Origin of the sequence: Candidatus Endoriftia persephonae (genome assembly GCF_023733635.1) — a bacterium.
GTDB lineage: Bacteria > Pseudomonadota > Gammaproteobacteria > Chromatiales > Chromatiaceae > Endoriftia > Endoriftia persephonae.
On sequence record NZ_CP090569.1, the window covers coordinates 1,427,735 to 1,445,428 of the forward strand.

General features: G+C 59.7%; 12 protein-coding genes. 10 read left to right on the forward strand and 2 right to left on the reverse strand.

What is annotated here, in order from left to right; genetic code table 11:
* Positions 1 to 56 precede the first annotated feature (56 nt).
* From L0Y14_RS06525 to L0Y14_RS06560, 8 genes are all read left to right on the forward strand, one after another.
* Complete coding sequence (locus L0Y14_RS06525; RefSeq protein WP_006474085.1) at positions 57 to 824, forward strand: DUF3450 domain-containing protein; 768 nt, start codon at positions 57 to 59, stop codon at positions 822 to 824.
* Entirely contained in the window at positions 821 to 2,176 is a 1,356-nt protein-coding gene (locus L0Y14_RS06530) for a MotA/TolQ/ExbB proton channel family protein (protein WP_005965210.1), read from the forward strand. The genes L0Y14_RS06525 and L0Y14_RS06530 overlap by 4 nt, the downstream gene beginning before the upstream one ends.
* Positions 2,160 to 2,585, forward strand: coding sequence for a MotA/TolQ/ExbB proton channel family protein (locus L0Y14_RS06535; protein ID WP_005965209.1), 426 nt, complete (start codon positions 2,160 to 2,162; stop codon positions 2,583 to 2,585). Before L0Y14_RS06530 ends, L0Y14_RS06535 begins: the two co-directional genes overlap by 17 nt.
* Positions 2,585 to 2,998: an ExbD/TolR family protein gene (locus L0Y14_RS06540; RefSeq protein WP_005965208.1), complete on the forward strand. Its 414-nt coding sequence runs from the start codon at positions 2,585 to 2,587 to the stop codon at positions 2,996 to 2,998. Before L0Y14_RS06535 ends, L0Y14_RS06540 begins: the two co-directional genes overlap by 1 nt.
* The gene (locus L0Y14_RS06545; protein ID WP_005965207.1) at positions 2,995 to 3,621 is read left to right on the forward strand and encodes an energy transducer TonB; all 627 of its coding nucleotides are present in this window, start codon (positions 2,995 to 2,997) and stop codon (positions 3,619 to 3,621) included. The genes L0Y14_RS06540 and L0Y14_RS06545 overlap by 4 nt, the downstream gene beginning before the upstream one ends.
* The gene (locus tag L0Y14_RS06550; protein WP_005965206.1) at positions 3,618 to 4,817 is read left to right on the forward strand and encodes a tetratricopeptide repeat protein; all 1,200 of its coding nucleotides are present in this window, start codon (positions 3,618 to 3,620) and stop codon (positions 4,815 to 4,817) included. The genes L0Y14_RS06545 and L0Y14_RS06550 overlap by 4 nt, the downstream gene beginning before the upstream one ends.
* Positions 4,818 to 4,853: 36 nt before the next feature.
* Positions 4,854 to 6,023, forward strand: a complete 1,170-nt coding sequence (locus tag L0Y14_RS06555) for a cation:proton antiporter (protein ID WP_005965204.1) — start codon at positions 4,854 to 4,856, stop codon at positions 6,021 to 6,023.
* Between the two features lie 201 nt (positions 6,024 to 6,224).
* Positions 6,225 to 8,315 (forward strand): TonB-dependent copper receptor, encoded by a 2,091-nt coding sequence (locus L0Y14_RS06560; protein WP_050798763.1) that lies wholly within the window; start codon positions 6,225 to 6,227, stop codon positions 8,313 to 8,315.
* A gap of 261 nt (positions 8,316 to 8,576) precedes the next feature.
* Here the strand turns inward: L0Y14_RS06560 and L0Y14_RS06565 are convergent, their stop codons facing one another.
* Together L0Y14_RS06565 and L0Y14_RS06570 are read right to left on the reverse strand one after the other, a co-directional pair.
* The gene (locus L0Y14_RS06565; RefSeq protein WP_240992108.1) at positions 8,577 to 9,806 is read right to left on the reverse strand and encodes a methyl-accepting chemotaxis protein; all 1,230 of its coding nucleotides are present in this window, start codon (positions 9,804 to 9,806) and stop codon (positions 8,577 to 8,579) included.
* A 157-nt stretch (positions 9,807 to 9,963) separates the two neighbouring features.
* Positions 9,964 to 12,795 carry an AMP-binding protein gene (locus L0Y14_RS06570; protein WP_006474092.1) on the reverse strand — a complete coding sequence of 944 codons (2,832 nt, stop codon included), beginning with the start codon at positions 12,793 to 12,795 and terminating at the stop codon, positions 9,964 to 9,966.
* A gap of 153 nt (positions 12,796 to 12,948) precedes the next feature.
* Between L0Y14_RS06570 and hrpA the strand changes: the two genes are divergently transcribed.
* Complete coding sequence (hrpA, locus tag L0Y14_RS06575) at positions 12,949 to 16,809, forward strand: ATP-dependent RNA helicase HrpA (protein ID WP_006474093.1); 3,861 nt, start codon at positions 12,949 to 12,951, stop codon at positions 16,807 to 16,809.
* A 240-nt stretch (positions 16,810 to 17,049) separates the two neighbouring features.
* Positions 17,050 to 17,538 (forward strand): YchJ family protein, encoded by a 489-nt coding sequence (locus L0Y14_RS06580; RefSeq protein WP_005964409.1) that lies wholly within the window; start codon positions 17,050 to 17,052, stop codon positions 17,536 to 17,538.
* Positions 17,539 to 17,694 lie beyond the last annotated feature (156 nt).

The following is a 17,694-nucleotide window of genomic DNA, read 5'->3' on the forward strand; positions in this document are numbered from 1 at the left end:
CGGCACGGAGTATTCGCTGACGCCAGTTCGATTGATTACGACAGGAACACAAAGCTATGAGGATCTCGCTGAAGCCTGGCTTCGCGCTGCTGCTGGGGCTTAATCTCGCTGCAAATCTCCAGGCCGATCCGCTGCAGCAAGCGCTGCAGGAGCAGCGGCGCGCCGACCAAGAGGCGATCACATCGCAGCAGCGTGTCGAGCAGCTGGACGATGAGGCGCGGCATTTGCTCGAGCAGTGGCGCCAGGCGTCGGCGGAGTTGGCGCGGGTTGAGAGCTACAACCGCCTGCGGGAGAAACAGCTGGTCGCCCAGCAGCAGGAGCTTGAGAGCCTGGAACGGCAACAGCAGGCGCTGCAGCAGACTCGGCATGAGATCGGCCCACTCACCAGCCGCATGACTGAGGTGCTGGAGCAGTTTGTGGCGCTCGATATCCCATTTCTGCTGCAGGAGCGCCAGCAGCGGGTGCAGCAGTTGCGCGAGCTGGAGAGTCAACCTGATACTGATCTTGCAGAACGCTTTCGCCGGCTGCTGGAGGCCTATCAGATCGAGTCTGAGTATGGGCGCACTATCGAGGCCTATCAGGGGGTGCTGGAGGCGGACGGCGGCGAACGTATGGTCGACTTCCTGCGCATCGGGCGGGTTGGGCTCTTCTACCGGACCCTCGATGGCAGCCAGGCCGGTATCTGGGATGTCGCGGATAAGAGCTGGCGAGGCCTCGATGAGGATGCTGGGCGGGAGATCGACCGTGCGATCCGGGTGGCACGCAAGCAGTTGCCGCCGGACCTGCTGCTGTTGCCGGTGCCTGCGGCGGAGGTGGTGCAATGAAGCGCTGGCTGTTGCTGCCACTGGCGATGTTCTGTTGTCTACCGGCGTGGGCGGAGCTGCCTGCCAACGCCACCCTGGATGGATTGCTGGAGCAGGTGCGCGATACCCGGCTGATGCAGCGTCAGCGCCACATCGAGCGAGAGGCGCGGTTTCTGCAGCGCAGGGAGGAGCGCCAGGAGATACTTGAGTCGACGCTGCAAGCGCTGCAGGCCGCGAAGCAGAAGCGCCAGCAGCAGGATGCGCAGTTCGCTGAGAACCAACGGCTGTTGCAGCAGCGGCGTGAGTTGCTCGAGCAGGCCAGCGCTGAGCTGGGTGAGCTGTTCGGCAGCGTGCGTCAGGCGGCCTCACAGAGTCGTGAACGCTTCGCCGACTCGCTGATCAACATCGAGAGGCCGGGTGATCTGCAGCAGTTGAAGTCGCTGGCCGAAAGCCGCGAGCTGCCTTCCATCGACAAACTGCAGAGCTTCTGGCAGCTGCTGTTCGAGCGCACCCTGGCGGCTGGCAAGGTGGTTCGCCTGCAGAGCCAGGTGATCGGCGCCGATGGGCGGGAACGCGAGCAGAGCGTGACCCGCATCGGCCCGTTCAGTGCAGTCTCTGCTGGCCGCTATCTGCGCTATTTGCCGCAGAGCGGCCGGTTAGTGGAGCTGGGGCGGCAGCCGGATCACCGCTATCAACTTGTCGCCAGGCGTTTCGAAGCGGCGGGTGAGGCGGGCGGCATGATGGCCATCGATCCCTCCCGCGGTGCGATTCTGGCGCAGCTGGTGCAGACGCCAACCCTTGAAGAGCGGATTCGCCAGGGTGGTGTGATCGGCTACCTGATCATAGCCTTGGGGGTGGTCGGTCTGTTGGTGGTGATCGAGCGGTTGGCGGTGCTAGGCCTGCTCGGTCGCCGCATGAAACGACAGCTCAAGCTCGAAGCGCCAGGCGGGAATAATCCCCTGGGTCGGGTGCGCCAGGCGGTTAGCGGCGAGGCCGAGGTGGATGCGGAGACCCTGCAATTGCGCCTCGACGAGGCGATCCTGAAGGAGATCCCGCGGCTGCGCCGAGGTCTGCCGTTGGTCGGCATCCTGGCTGCGGTGGCACCATTGCTGGGGTTGCTCGGCACGGTTACCGGCATGATCGAGACCTTTCAGTCGATTACCCTGTTCGGTGCCGGGGATCCGCGTCTGATGTCCGGTGGCATCTCCCAGGCGCTGGTGACTACCGAACTGGGGCTGGCGGCGGCGATCCCACTGGTGCTGCTGCACAGTTTTATCTCCGGGCGCAGCAATCGGCTGATCCAGATTCTGGATGAACAGAGTGCCGCGATGGTGGCTGAACGGGCGGAGTCGAGGCATGGACCGGCTGTTTGAGTGGATGCCGATGGAGACCGCCGCCTTCCTCGACCGGGGCGGGCCGGTGCTGTGGCTGATCCTGCTGCTGTCGCTGCTGATGTGGTTGATGATCGCGCTCTGTTATTCGCATCAGTGGTGGCCAAGGGGCGGTTCGGACAATCACCGGGGTGACTATCTCGGCTTGGTCGAGGCGATGGTGCAGATTCTGCCGATGCTCGGTCTGCTGGGCACGGTGGAGGGCATGATCGATCTGTTCCATGTGATGGCGAGCCACGGCTCGGGCAATATTCGCGGCATGTCGGCAGGCATCTCCACCGCCCTGATCACCACCATGGCGGGACTGGTCAGCTCCCTCTCCGGTTTCTATTTTGTCAATGATCTGCGCCACCGGATTCTCGACCCGGGCCGCAATCGGGAGGGGGGCTGATGCGCCACCGGCATACCGAGGGTGAGACAGGCAGCGTCACCATCAATCTGACGCCGTTGATTGATATGGTCTTCATCCTGCTGATCTTTTTCATGGTGACCTCCTCTTTTGTCAAAGAGACTGGGGTGGAGGTGGACCGGCCCAGCGCTGCTACCGCGCTGCGCCAGGAGCAGGCTGCGATCCTGATCGCGGTTACCAGCAGCGGTGAAATCTGGATCGACAAGCGGCGCATCGACCCGCGTGCGGTGCGTGCCAATGTGGAGCGGTTGCGGGCCGAGAACCCCGAGGGAGCGGTAGTGATCCAGGCCGACCGACAGGCGCCTACCGGGGTGGTGATCCAAGTGCTCGATCAGGCGCGTCTTGCCGGTGCTGCCAGTGTCTCTATCGCTGCCAGCGAGGTGCCGGGGCGGTGAGATGGGGGCTGGCGCTGCTGATCGCACTGTTGGTTAATTTCGGGTTACTGAAACTGATGCAGTCGATGGTTACCCCCGATCACCAGCGGGGCAACACGCAGCTATCCAAGGCATTACCGATCGACTTTGTGCGCCTGCCCCCCGAGGAACCGCCGCCGCCAGCTGAGGAGCCACCGTCTGAAGCGGAGGAGCCGACGCCTGAGCTGCCGCGGCCGATGCCTGCTGCGGCCGCGGCGAAAAATCCTCAGATTGAACTGCCCTCCTGGCAGGCGCCGAATCTTGCGCTGCCGCTGGATGTAGGCAATGGTCCCTACCTGGGGGGCTTCGCGACACCGCCACCACCCCCGCTGCCGGCGGAGCCGGTGCCGCTGGTGCGGATTCCGCCACGCTATCCGCGGCGAGCCCTGCTGCGCCGCAGCGAGGGCCATGTGGTGGTGCAGTTCACCATCGACCCCGATGGCGGGGTGAGTGATCCGAAAGTGGTGGAGGCCGAGCCGAAGGGTTTTTTTGAGCAGGCTGCGCTGCGCGCGATTCGCGGTTGGAAGTTCCAGCCCCAGCTGGAAAATGGCGTGGCCGTGGCGCGTTCAGCTACCCAGACAATCCGCTTCTCCCTGAAAAAATGATCAAGCTGTTACTGCTCCCTCTGCTGTTGATCGCCTTCGCCAGCGACGCCTGTGCCAAGGAGCCGCCGCCCGCTCAGCTCGCCTCCCGTCTTACCTACGAATACCTGTTTTTGGTGGAGGCATTGATGCGCCATCAGCGTTACGATGAAGCGGCACTGGAGCTTGAGGGGTTGCTGCAGCGTGTCGCGGGCAATGGCTACGAAACCGCCTTGGTACATCAGAGTTTTGGCTATGTGGAGATCGGTCGGGAGATGTATCCGAGTGCGATTCGCCACTTCAGGGCCGCAGTGGATTCGGCGCAACTGCCCGCGGAGGTGTCGCACCAGCTAAGTTACACGCTGGTCCAGCTGCTGTTTCAGGAGGATGATGCGGCGGCCGCACTGCAGCTCTTGATCCGCTGGATGAAGTTTGAGGCAAAACCTCCGCCCCGCGTCTATCTGCTGAAGGCGCAGATCCACCGTGCCCTGGATCAGATCGAGGCGGCGATCGATGATCTCGAGACGGCAATCCGGCTGAGTGATGATCCCGCAGAACCCTGGTTTCAACTGTTGGTCGGCTTCTATCTCGACGCGAAGAAGACTAAACAGGCGGTTGCCCTATTATCGAAGATGATCGTCCGCTTTCCGGCGACGGCGGCCTACTGGCGGCAATTGGCCGGATTGCAGATGGAACTGGGACGGGAGCGGGATGCGCTGGCGACTCTGGAGCTGGCGCATTCCAGAGGCCAGCTGAAGCAGCGGGAGATCCTCTGGCTGGCACAGCTCTACCTGCATCAAAAGATGCCGCAGCTGGCGGTGCAGCTGCTGGCGACAGGGGTGGCGGAGCAGGACCAGAAGGCACTGGAGCTGCTCGCCCAGGCCTGGGTGCTGGCACGGGAGCCGGAGAAGGCGTTGCCGGTATTCGATGCATTGGCCAAGCTCGATCAGAGTGGCCGCTGGGAGTTGCGCGGCGCGGAACAGCTAGTGGAGCTGGAGCGTTGGGATGAAGCGGCGGAACGCCTGCAACGGGCTGTAAAACAGCTGAAACGACCCAGTTATGACAACTGGGTGCTGCTGGGGGCTGTCTATATCCGCCTGAACAAATTTCCAGAGGCGCAGGCGGCATTCACTCGGGCAGAGCCGTTGGCCAAAGGTGAACCACAGCGTAAGCAGCTGGTGGAGTGGCTGGGCTATCTGGAGCATCAGCTTCAGCGATAGTCGATCCTTGTCCATACTTCACGTTAAGAGGAGACAATGGATGACACGGCCGAATTTCTGACTACCATCGGTGGCGTCCTGCTGTTTGGACTGCTGACTGATTTTCTTGGGCGCCATACCTTCCTGCCCAGAGTGACCCTGTTGCTGTTGTTTGGTCTGTTGATTGGCCATGAGGGGCTGGACCTGATCTCGTCGGTGGTGAGCGAACGTTTCGAGATCATCACTAATATCGCGTTGCTGATGGTGGGGTTCCTGCTGGGGGGGAAGCTCACTGGCGAGTCGCTGAGAAGCTGCGGCAGCCAACTATTCTGGATCTCTGTCAGTGCGGTGGCCGGGACCTGGCTGGCAGTGTTGCTCGGGTTGCTGACAATCGGCGTGCAGCTGGAAGTGGCGATCCTGCTGGCCTGTGTTGCCACCGCCACCGCGCCTGCAGCCACCCTGGATGTTGTTGTCGAAACGGGTTCCAAGGGGCGCTTCGCCAATCTGCTACTGGAGATCGTTGCCATCGATGACGTCTGGGCGCTGATCCTGTTCGCTTTCGGTGTCTCTCTGGTGGCTCTCATGATGGGCAACGAAGAAGGGGCGGCGACGATCCTGTCTGCGTTCTGGCAGATCGGTGGAGCGCTGCTGCTGGGGCTGGCCATCGGTGTGCCGGCGGCCTATCTGAGCGGACGGATACGGCCCGGCCAACCGATGTTGATCGAGGCGTTGGGGCTGGTTTTTCTCTGTGGGGGGATCGCTATCTGGCTCGATCTCTCGTATCTGATTGCCTCGATGGTGATGGGGTCAGTGATTGTCAACCTAGCCCGACATCACGACTATCCATTCCATGCGATCGAGAATGTCGATTCGCCGATGATGGTGATCTTCTTTGTGTTCGCCGGCGCATCGCTCGAACTGAATGCCCTGGTGGGGGTGGGTTTGATTGGTGTGACCTATGTGGTTTGCCGCAGTGCCGGCAAGCTGCTGGGAGCTTGGCTGGGCGCGATTTGGGGTGGCTCAGGAGAGAGGGTAAGACGATGGATGGGGCTTGCGTTGCTGCCCCAGGCGGGTGTTGCAATCGGTATGGCGCTGGTGGCATCGACTCGGTTTCCCGAGCATCGGCAGATGCTGCTTTCGGTAGTGATCGGAACGAGTATTTTTTTTGAACTGATCGGTCCGGTTTTTTCCCGCTGGGCACTTCAAAGAGGAGAGCGGCGGGGATGAATTGCGGGCAAGGGTGCATCTTGTTCAGCCTCTGGAACTGGGTGATATGGCTTATTATTGTGGCAAATACCCTGTTTTTTCTTGGATACATATTGAAACAGTTCGGTAACATATTGAATTAAAAGGATAGAAAAAGCTGGCAATGCTCTTGCATAAGACCTCTGGAATATTCCAACTAACAAAATGCAAGAGGACGTATCGATGAAGTTGACCCCCTTGGCCCTCGCGATCAGCGGGATTGCTGTTCTCCCCCAGGTAGTTGCAGAAGAGGTGGCCGAAAACCTCTCGGAACTGGTGGTGGAGGGTGAGGCACTGTCTTCTCCAGCGCTGTCGGTGATGCCGATGGAGGATGCAAAAAAAGGTATCCCTGCTGACGCGGCTGAGCTGTTGCGCGGGGTAACCGGCGTCAGTGGCGCCCGTATGGGTGGTCATGGCATTGAACCGATCATTCGTGGCCAGAGTCAGAACCGACTCAACATCCTGATGGGCGGCGCCTACATCCATGGTGGCTGTCCCAACCGCATGGATCCGCCCACTGCCTATTCCGCCATCGAGAGCTACGACAGCGTGACCGTGATCAAAGGCTCCCAGACAGTGCTCTACGGGGGAGGTGGCGGCGGTGGCACCGTGCTGTTTGAGCGTGGCGTGCCTGAGTTTGAGGAGGGCGAGCGTTTTAAGGGCAAGGTCGATGTGGGTTTTATGAGCAACTCCAATACCAAGGAGTTGGCTGCGGATCTGGCGGCAGGAGCAGAACAGGGCTATGCCCGCGCTATTGTTGGTTACAAGGATGCCGATAACTATGAAGATGGTGCTGGCAACGAAGTGCGCTCCGCCTACAGCAACAAGTCAGGCAACCTGATTCTCGGCCTGACGCCGAGTTCGGAGACTCGTCTGGAGCTTAATCTCGAGGCGACCCGTGAGGATGATGTGCTGTTCCCTGGTGCCAATATGGACTCCCCCTACAGCGATGCGGACAACATCCGCTTCAAGATTGAGCATCAGCCCGATGCAGGTGTGCTCGCAGGTTTCAAGGTGGAGGCCTACAATTCCGATGTCAAACATTTGATGGACAACTATTCACTGCGCACCCGTACCGCCGCGCGCAATATGAAGACGCCGACCACTTCAGATACCCTGGGTGGCCGCATCAGCGGTGATCTCATGTTGGGCGATAAGACCCTGACTCTGGGTGTTGACTACCAGAAAAACGACCGCGATGCAGAGCGCCTGCAGGGCGCCACCACGGCGCTGACGGATGATCCCTCAGTGGTGCAGTCGATCATGTGGCCGGGTGCCGAACTGAAGCAGACTGGCTTGTTTGCCGAAATCGAGATGCCCGTGGGCAGTGAGGACAGCTTCAAGGCGGGGTTGCGTTACGACAAGGTCGATGCGTCTATCTCCCGCGGTGATGAGAAGCCCGAAGTGAGCACAAGCCCAACTCCCAATGACCTCTATGCCACCTACTACGCTAGCACCTCAGAGAGCAAGAGCGAAAACAATCTAGGTGGTTTCCTGCGTTATGAGCACGCCATTACCATGGGTAAACTCTATGCAGGAGTCAGCCGCAGCGTGCGAACCGCAGATGCCTCTGAACGCTATGTTGCCAGCTGGATTGTGATGATGGGCAATGATACTAGCTGGGTTGGTAACCCGGAGCTTGAGCCGGAAAAAAATCATCAGATTGAGGTTGGAGTTGAGTTGGCCGATGCAGTATGGAGTAGCAGTTTCAGCCTCTACTACAATAAGGTTACCGACTACATTCTGAGGGATTTGGCACGGGCTCAGGATGGCATCCTGGTTAACAACGCCACAGCCACCATCTATCGTAACGTAGATGCCAGCTTTGCCGGTTTTGAGTGGGATGGCACGTATCAGTTTAGTGATCAGTTCTCAGGCAATGCCGGGTTGGCCTATGTACGTGCTGAGAACACGACTGATAACCGCAATATTGCTCAGATCGCACCGCTGGAACTGACCCTGGGCCTCGACTACACCCGCGGTGATTGGGCGTTGGGTGGTCTGGTGCGGGCAAATGCCAAACAGACTCGGGCCGATCTGATCGACGGCAGCGGTCAGGATGTGCAGGAGACCCCCGCCTGGGCGGTGCTCGATCTGAACGGCAGCTACAGCTTCAACGACCGTGCCGATATCCGCTTCGGCATCAACAACGTGTTTGACAAAGAGTATGCCTATCATGTGAACCGGGCCAACCTTGATCCCTTCAGTCCCGAAGCGATTCAGGTGAATGAGCCGGGTCGTGAGGTGTGGGTCAAGGCATCGCTTAAATTCTGAGCGTGTTCTGGCGGAGGTCATCTAGGTGATAAGCCAGGCAGTCATAAGGTAGTGTCCGTCCGGAAACGCCATGTTTGGACGCAGAGAAGCGCAAAGAACGCAGATGTTTATAGATAATATTTGTGATCTCCGCGCTTCTCTGCGTATCGTTTTTACTGTTTCTGGACGGACATTATCTATCGACGAAAGAGAGGTTGTTTTGGGATAGCCAGTCGGTCGATGTGACCGGTTTTTCTTGTGCAGAGGATGGTGGGAAGCAGGTCAAAAGAGATCGACACTACCACTCTCGACATTCTGTTGTGCTACCGCCTTGTTCTGATCCAGCTGTGCGAAGCCCTGCTTGCCATTGTTGATGATTTTCTCCAGGTCGGAGAGACGGGTCTGGAAGTGTTCAATCTGCTGCTCGAAGTCGGACTGCTCGAAATGGAGGGCGATCAGTCCGTTGATGAAAGCCTCGATCTGTTCTGAGCGCTGGGCGATGTGATCGACCAGTTGTACAGCAATATCCTCAAATTGTAGGGAAAGTATGCCGGTATTGACGTGCTGGCGGATGCTATCGGAAAGCTCATTGATGGTCTCTGCTTGGGTGGTGGCACCCTTGTTGAGCGCCCGCATCTCCTCCCACATGTTTCCAACCTGATCTTGGGCCTCGAGTGCGTTTGACATGTCAGCCTCTGCCATCTCCTGAATATTGACTGAGACGCGCTCCATGGTGCTCTGGGTCTGCAGGATCAGGTCGCGGATCTGGTCGCTAAACTGGTTGGTGCGGCGGGAGAGGTTGCGCACCTCATCGGCTACCACCGCAAAGCCGCGCCCTGCATCACCCGCTCGGGCTGCCTCGATTGCGGCATTCAAAGCCAGTAGATCTGTCTGACTGGTGATATCGTTGACATCGTTGAGCAGTGAGACCACTGAGTTGACCTGCCCGGTCATTTCGCTGAAGTTGTCGACGATGGCACTGCTGTTATTTTTCATCTCTGAAAGGGTGGAAATATAGTTGGTGACGATCTCCTGACTCTGAGTGCTGAAGCGATTGATGCCCTCTGTCTGCTCCTTGTACTGGTTGCCGCGGGCCACGTTATAGAGCTCTTCGACCAGCACCTGCAGGCGCTGGCGCTGATCTTCGGTTTCGTTGTCCAGACCGGTAAAGCTGCCGGCGAGTTTTTCGGTGGCGCTGTGCAGAATATCTTTGGCCTGATTCAGTTCCCGTCGAAGACTGCTGAACTGTTCACTGACAACATCGAAGGCACCATTGGATGTCGCCATATAATTGCCGAGCATACGGGCAATCGCCTCTTTTTTTCGCTCAGCTTCGGCGGATTGTTTGTCTCTGCTACGTGAAGCGACCAACAGGATGATGACGATCAGGGCGGGTGTGGTACTGAGCAGGAGCAGTAGCCAATCTGGTAACTGCGCCAGGAGTGAGACGGTTGTCATCACAGAGAAAAGCAGGATCCCTGCCAATGAGCCGTAGAAGAGTTTTTGGTTCACTATGAATTGTCCATCATTGTTGCAGTCTGGCGGTTGCAAGTCGGCCTGCTTTCGCTTCAAGAATGTAAATCGGCAGAGAGTTGGAAATCTTTTGTTCTTAATAGGTTCGGCAGGAAAAGAGTCAATTTTGTGTGTACGAGGGGCGATTGAAACAGTCTCAGACTCGCTTCTCGCTAGCCAGATCAGGTTCGCCGCAGTGGCGTAGAATCTCTGTCCTGGCCCGGTCGCGCAGCAGAATCGCCTGCTGCCAGGCATCCTCTATCCCCGGGACAGGGACAACTGGCTCGCATAGGGTCAGGCTAATCTGGCTGGGATGGATGAACCAGTCGTTGGCATGCAGGATAGAACGGGTGCCACGGATTGTAATGGGCTGCACTGGCAGAGCGGCGTTTGCGGCGGTGGAAAAGGCGCCCATATGAAACGGTAGCAGCCCGGGTCTGCGGCTGAAGGTGCCTTCTGGAAAATAGCATTGAGACTCACCCTGCAGTGCACTGCGCTGTGCAGTATAGGAATCAGTCACTGCCTGGCGGGGATCAGACCGTTCCACAAACAGGGTATTGATGCGTTTGAGAAAGGTATGGGCGATCCAGTTTCGACGCAGCTCTGATTTGGCGACAAAGCGAAAAGAGAAGGGCAGCAACGCGACCAGCGCAATGCCGTCGAGATAACTGCAGTGGTTGGCGACCAGGATGACGGGCTGAGTGACGGTGGGGAGATACTCTGCTCCGCGTAGTGTCAGTCGGGTGCCGCTGGCCTTGGCCAGCAGGCGAGCCATGGCGCGCATCAGAGGCCAGCGAAAAGTCGTGGGCAGAAGCATCACAGAGAGATAGGTGAAAGCGGCCAGAATATAGAAGATTCCACGGGTATAGAGCGAATAAGCCCAATCTTTGGCGCTGCCAACAATGCGCCGGATGCGGTTTGGAAGCGTGGAGAGGGAGAGCTGCAACTGTTGTTGCCAGACTGGTCTGGGGTGGGCCTTGATTGCGCCCTGTTCAAACAGTGTTCGGCATGCGCCGCGCCGGATCTTGCCACTCGATGTCTTGAGGATGATGCCTGGTGCGGCGAGGATGATCTCATCCGGTGCGATCATGGTGAGGTAGGTGGCGATGCTGTCGATCCGGGCGCTCAACGCTTCCCGCTTGGCCGGATCCTGCTCGCGGGTTTCGGCCAGTATCACCAGTCGTTCGCCCGGCTGGTTCTGGTTCTGACTGGAAAAGATGGCCACCCGACCCTTGCGGATACCCTCCAGGTTACCAATGGCCTCTTCCAACTCTTCGGGGTAGATGTTGCGGCCAGCACGAATGATCACATCCTTGCTGCGACCGGTGATAAACAGGTCCCCGTCTGCAAAGTAGCCGAGATCCCCTGAGCGTAGCCACTCGCCGTCAAACAGCTCACGGGTGGCCTGGGAGTTGTGAAAGTAACCGCTGCAGGCTGAGGGGCCGCGGAACTGAATCGCCCCCTGTTGACGTTCTGGCAGTTCATGGCTAGCCGCATTCACCACCCGCACCTCATGGTGGGGGAGGGGATGCCCGCAGGCGACAAAGTGCAGTGCCCGTGGATCGTCCGGTTCGGCGGCTATTGCCTGGCCACTGCGGCTGAATTCGAGGCGTCTGATCCGGTCGATCAGCGGCTTGCGATGCAGTGGCGGGAAGGTGAGCCCGACACTCGACTCCGCCAGGCCGTAGACCGGGCACAGGGCCTCCGCATGAAAGCCGTAGGCAGAGAAGCGCGCCTGAAAGCTTTGCACGGTCTCCGGGCTGACCGCCTCGGCGCCATTCAGCGCGACCCGCCAGCGGCTCAGATCGAGCCCCTCCAGTGCTTTATCATCGATTCGGCTGCAGCAGAGCTGGTAGGCAAAATTGGGGGCGGCGGAGAGGGTGCCGCCATAGCGGTGGATCGCCCAGAGCCAGCGTTCGGGTTTTGCCAGAAAGCTCAGCGGCGACATGATTACCAGCTGCGCGCCAAAGTAGAGTGAGCCAAGCCAGGCGCCGATCAGCCCCATGTCGTGATAGAGCGGCAACCAGCTGACAAAGATATCGCTGGCATTTGCCTCGATGGCAGCGCCATCGGCGCGGATATTCGCCAGCAGATTGGCATGGGTCAGGATCACCCCTTTGGGGGTGCCCGTGCTGCCAGAGGTGTACTGCAGGAATGCTGTATCGATCGACCGAAGGATCACCGGCGAGAGCGCCTGTGGATTACCGTGCAGTGCATCCAGAGTCAGCAGTTCGCGCAGGCTCTCCACCTCCGCCTTCAGCAGTTTAGCCAGAGATTTTGCCGCCTCGATGGTAATCAGATAGGTGGCCTTGGCATTGGAGAGAATCGAGATCTGGCGCCGGAGATGATCCTGCAGCTGACTGGGCCGCAGCGGAGGATAGATCGGCACCGGCACGCCGCCGGCATAGAGCACGCCGAAGAAGCTGTAGAAGTAGTCGGACCCCGTCGGCAGCATCAGACAGACCGCCTCACCCGGTTGCAGACCGTGCCGTTGCAGAGCAGCGGCAACCTTGAGGGCCCCTTCATGCAGCTGTCGATAGCTGATCCGTTCACCCTCATCGCTGTCACTGTAGAGGCGGATATGCGTGCGCTCCCCATGATGCGCGACATGCCAGTCGAGCATTTCGGTAAGGCTGCCGGCCTGTTCCGGTGCCTCGTTGGATCTGCCCGCCTCAGGGATGACAGGAGGCGTTCCCTCCAAGCTGGTCGTAGTCGGACTGCTGAGAATTGCACGTAGCAGATCGCGTGGGGTCTCCGCCTCAGCGAAGCTCTGCTCAGGCAGGCTGACGCCGAACTGGCGTTCCAGACGGGCGACCAGTTCCAGCCGTCCCAGGCTGTCGAAGCCCAGATCCCGCTCCAGATGAGAGTCGAGTGTAGGCGGCCGCCAAGCTGTTTGTAGAGGATGGAGTTCTCTGGCTAGGGTGGCGATGATCTCCAGTAGAGGAGTGGCCGCGTGTTTTTCTGAGTGGAGCTGTTGTGGTGCTTCCATGGAGGGGGCCAATTTTATGACTACTTATGACTATATAGCAGAGTCGGATCGACCCCGTTTTACGGTAGAATCTCGCCTTTCCGCTGTTTTCCTGTGCTGCCTGTGACCATAGCCGACAACAAACTCCCCAGCCCTGAATCGATTGAGCAATGCATGCTGGCGGACCGCCACAGCTTCCGCCGGCGTTTGCGTGGTCTGCAGCAGCGGAAGAATAACAACCAGCCCTACGATCAGGGGCTGCTCAAGCTGCGCCGGGATATGGATCGCTCAAGCGAGCGCCTTGCTCAGCGACAAGAGAGCCTGCCGACCCCCGAATTCCCGCCCGAGCTGCCGATCACCACGCGTCTCGATGATATCCGCAAGCTGATCGCGGAAAATCAGGTGGTGGTGCTGTGTGGTGAGACCGGCTCCGGCAAGTCGACCCAGTTGCCGAAGATCTGTCTCGACTTGGGGCGCGGTGTGGCGGGCTACATTGGCCATACTCAACCGCGGCGCATTGCGGCGCGCAGCCTGGCGGCGCGGGTGGCCGCCGAGCTGGGCAGCGAGACAGGCCATGCGGTGGGCTACAAGGTGCGCTTCCATGATCATGTGGGACCAAATTCCCATGTCAAACTGATGACAGATGGCATTCTGCTGGCGGAGATCCAGCAGGACCCCTATCTGAATCAGTACGACACCCTGATCATCGATGAGGCCCACGAGCGCAGCCTGAATATCGATTTTCTGTTGGGCTACCTGCAGCAGCTGCTGCCGAAGCGTCCCGACCTGAAGCTGATCATCACCTCAGCCACCATCGACCCGGACCGCTTCGCCAAACACTTCCGCGATGCGCCGGTGATCGAAGTTTCCGGCCGCACCTTCCCGGTGGAACTGTACTACCGGCCGCTGGAGGAGGAGGGGGCCCATGAGCGGGAGGATCCGATGCAGCAGGCGATTGTCGATGCGGTGGATGAGCTGTCGCGTATCGATCGTGGCGATATCCTGATCTTTCTCAGCGGCGAGCGAGAGATCCGCGAGACCGCCGAGACCCTGCGCAAGCACAAGCTGCCGCTGACCGAAGTGCTGCCGCTCTACGCCCGACTCGGCCCCGCCGACCAGGCACGGATCTTCAAACCTCACGGCGCGCGGCGCATCGTACTTGCCACCAACGTGGCGGAGACCTCACTCACCGTGCCCGGCATTCGCTATGTGATCGACGCGGGCTTTGCCCGCATCAGCCGCTACAGTCACAGGAGCAAGGTGCAGCGGCTGCCGGTGGAACGAGTCTCCCAGGCCTCGGCGAATCAGCGCATGGGGCGCTGTGGACGGGTCGCCAAAGGTGTCTGCATCCGCCTCTACTCGGAGGAGGATTTCGAATCACGGGTTGCGTTCACCGAACCGGAGATCCTGCGCACCAACCTCGCCTCGGTCATCCTGCAGATGAAGCAACTCGGCTTCGGCGAGATCGAGGCCTTCCCGTTTGTCGATCCGCCCGACTCGCGGTTGATCAAAGACGGCTACCGGGTGCTGGAGGAGATTGGTGCGATCGGCGGTGACAAACAGATCACCCGTCTTGGCCGTCAGCTGGCGCGGCTGCCGGTGGACCCGCGCATCGGTCGCATGCTGTTGGGCGCCGCCCACAGCCACTGTCTGCGCGAGGTGATGGTGATCGCCGCAGCGCTGAGCGTGCAGGATCCGCGTGATCGTCCCATGGATAAGCAGCAGCAGGCGGATCAAGCCCATGCCCTGTTTCGCCACGAGCAGTCCGACTTCATCGGCTATCTGCAGCTATGGGAGCATCTGCAAGAGCAGCGCAAACACCTCTCCCGGGCCAAGTTCCGCAAATACTGCCGTTCGATCTTCCTCTCCTCGACCCGGGTGCAGGAGTGGCAGGAGATCCACACCCAGCTGCGTATGCAGCTGCACGACATGGGTTTCAAGGAGAACAGCGAGGAGGCAAGTTATGAGCAGATCCACCGGGCGCTACTCAGCGGCCTGCTGAGCCACATCGGTTTCAAGAGTAAGGAGCGCGACTACCTGGGCACACGCAACAGTCGCTTCCATATCTTCCCCGGCTCGGGGTTGTTCAAGGCTCAGCCAAAGTGGGTGATGGCGGCGGAGCTGGTTGAGACCACCAAACTCTACGCGCGTACCCTGGCGAAGATTGAGCCGGAGTGGATCGAGGCTGCCGCTGGCCATCTGATCAAGCACAGCTACTCGGAGCCCCACTGGGAGAAAAGGCGCGGTCAGGTGGCAGGCTACGACAAGATTACCCTGTTTGGTCTGACCCTGATCCCGCGGCGCAAGATCAACTTCTCCCCCATCGATCCGCTACTGGCGCGGGAGATCTTCATCCGCTCGGCCCTGGTGGAGGGCGACTTCCAGACCCGCGCTCCCTTCTGGCGGCATAACCAGGAGTTGATCGAGGCGGTGCACGAGATGGAGGCGAAGTCGCGCCGCCGTGACATCCTGGTGGATGAGGAGCGCATCTACGCCTTCTACGACCAGCGCATCCCGGAGGGGATCAGCACCACACCTGCCTTCGAGAAATGGCTAAAACAGGACGCGAAACAGCAGCCGAAAAAACTCTACATGCGTGAGGCCGAGCTGCTGCGCGAGGAGTCGGAGTGGGTCGCTGACGGACAGTTTCCCGATCACCTCGACATCAACGGCATGGCGCTACCGCTGGAGTACAGCTTCGAGCCCGGCAGCAAAGAGGATGGTGTCACCCTGGTGGTGCCAAAGGATGTGTTGAATCAGGTCTCCGAGGCGCGCTGCCAGTGGCTGGTGCCGGGGTTGTTACAGGAGCGGGTGGTGGCGCTGCTGCGTGGCCTGCCGAAGGCGCTGCGCAAGTCGTTTGTGCCGGTGCCAGAGACCGCCGCCCGCTGCCTGAAAGGGCTGGAGCCGAGTGATCGGCCGTTGGTGCAGGTGCTTGGCGAGCGGCTGAAGCAGCTTACCGGGGTGCATGTGCCGGAGGATGCCTGGGATGAGTCGACCCTGCCGGAGCATCTGCGGATGCGTCTGCGGGTGGTGGATGAGAAAGGTCGCACCCTGGAGAGTGGCCGTGAGGTGAATCCGCTGCGTCAGCGTCATGCTGGCGGTGAGGCGGGGCAGGGGCACAGGCTCAGCGGTCAGACCATCGAGCAGGGGGGCTTGACCCGCTGGGATTTTGGCAGCGTCCCCGCCACGTTGGATGTGCAGCGCGGGGCGATTCGTCTGAAGGGCTTTCCGGCGCTGGTCAATGAGGGGGAGACGGTCGCGATCCGTGTGCTCGACTCCCAGGCCAACGCTGAGCGGGCTCACCAGGCGGGGGTGCGACGGCTGATCATGTTGGGTATGGCCAAGGAGATGCGCTATCTGCGCAAGAACCTGCCGGGTCTGGCGCGAATGCGGCTGCAGTACGCCAAGGTCGCCGAGCCGCCCAAGGGGCTGGTGGTGGAGCGCTACAAGGGGCTGGAGGATGAGCTGGTCGCTTTCATCGTTGACCAGACCTTTCTCGACGGCCGGCCGGAGATCCGTGACCAGGCAACCTTTGAGCAGCGCATCGAACAGGCGCGGGGGGAGATGATGAGCCTGAGCAACCGGGCCTGTGCTCAGGTGGGGGAGATCCTTGACGCTTACCAGCGGGTGCGCAAGGGGCTGGCCGGTATCACCCAGATCAACTGGCTCGCCTCAGTGCAGGATATGCAGCAGCAGCTCGACCGGCTGCTGTTCAGGGGCTTTCTGCAGCACACACAGGTGAATCGGTTGCAGGCCTTCCCCCGCTATCTGAAGGCGCTAGAGCGGCGTATTGACAAGCTCAGCCACGCCGCAGCAAAGGATCAGCAGCGGATGCGCGAGATGGCCAAGGCCTATCAGCAGTGGCAGCAGTGGGATCACAGCTGTCTGGAGAGTGGCCGCTTCGATGAGCGCATCGAGGAGATGCGCTGGCAGTTCGAAGAGTTGCGGGTCTCACTGTTTGCCCAGGAGCTGGGTACTGAGCGGCCGATCTCGCTGAAACGAATCGAGAAGCGTTGGAAGGAGTTGGGGCTGTAAGCAGGTCTCCATGCTGCGAGAGTCTTCCTGTGTGTCAGAAATGCTCATAATAGCCGGCGCTGATCGGCCTTTTAGGACTTGGCCGCTGTTCCGTATTTACTTGTCGGCTGAATCGCGGATTCCGTTTATGTCAGCTGCTGCCGGTCTGAAGAACGATTGGCCTGAGCCGGTCGCAAGGCTTGGGCTGCCCCTCCCTGCATGCTATCGTTCCGTCCGGTTTTTCTGTGACGGAATAGTTTCATGACTCAATGTTTCTGTGGCTCCGGCCAACCCTTCGAGACCTGTTGTCAGCCGATTCTGGATGGCGCGGAAGCTGCCAAAACCGCCGAGGCGCTGATGCGTGCCCGCTACACTGCGTTTGCTGCGCGGCGAACTGAGTTTTTGCATGAGTCGCTCCATCCGGAGCATCGTCAGGACCACGATCTGGCCGCAACCCGGCGCTGGGCGGAGAATTCCGAATGGCTTAACCTGGATGTGCTCGATGTACAAGACGGCGCTGCGGATGACGAGCAGGGCACGGTGGAGTTCATCGCCACCTATAAAGAGCGCGGTGTGATCCATCCTCATCACGAGGTGAGCCAGTTCCAGCGGGTTGACGGGGCCTGGTATTTTGTTGAGGGGCGTCTGGTGATGCCGAAGACGGAGACCCGCGGTCAGCCGAAAGTGGGACGCAACGAGCCTTGTCCCTGCGGCAGTGGGAAAAAATATAAAAAGTGCTGCGGTCGCTGAGTGTTCTATAGTCGGAAAGAATCGGCCTGAGCAATGGAAAGTGTGATCGGGCTGGAAGAAAGATGTTGACTTTTGTTAAAGGAGTTCAGTTTTGAGTCGTTACTTTTGGTACATTTTTCCCGCTGGGATACGCATATCTTAAGATAGGACCTGGAT

Excerpts from the sequence above, each read along its gene's own strand:
- L0Y14_RS06525 (WP_006474085.1), top strand. The coding sequence starts at position 57 with ATGAGGATCTCGCTGAAGCCTGGCTTCGCGCTGCTGCTGGGGCTTAAT.
- L0Y14_RS06530 (WP_005965210.1), top strand. The coding sequence starts at position 821 with ATGAAGCGCTGGCTGTTGCTGCCACTGGCGATGTTCTGTTGTCTACCG.
- L0Y14_RS06535 (WP_005965209.1), top strand. The coding sequence starts at position 2,160 with ATGGACCGGCTGTTTGAGTGGATGCCGATGGAGACCGCCGCCTTCCTC.
- L0Y14_RS06540 (WP_005965208.1), top strand. The coding sequence starts at position 2,585 with ATGCGCCACCGGCATACCGAGGGTGAGACAGGCAGCGTCACCATCAAT.
- L0Y14_RS06550 (WP_005965206.1), top strand. The coding sequence starts at position 3,618 with ATGATCAAGCTGTTACTGCTCCCTCTGCTGTTGATCGCCTTCGCCAGC.
- L0Y14_RS06555 (WP_005965204.1), top strand. The coding sequence starts at position 4,854 with ATGGATGACACGGCCGAATTTCTGACTACCATCGGTGGCGTCCTGCTG.
- L0Y14_RS06560 (WP_050798763.1), top strand. The coding sequence starts at position 6,225 with ATGAAGTTGACCCCCTTGGCCCTCGCGATCAGCGGGATTGCTGTTCTC.
- L0Y14_RS06570 (WP_006474092.1), bottom strand. The coding sequence starts at position 12,795 with ATGGAAGCACCACAACAGCTCCACTCAGAAAAACACGCGGCCACTCCT.
- hrpA (WP_006474093.1), top strand. The coding sequence starts at position 12,949 with ATGCTGGCGGACCGCCACAGCTTCCGCCGGCGTTTGCGTGGTCTGCAG.
- L0Y14_RS06580 (WP_005964409.1), top strand. The coding sequence starts at position 17,050 with ATGACTCAATGTTTCTGTGGCTCCGGCCAACCCTTCGAGACCTGTTGT.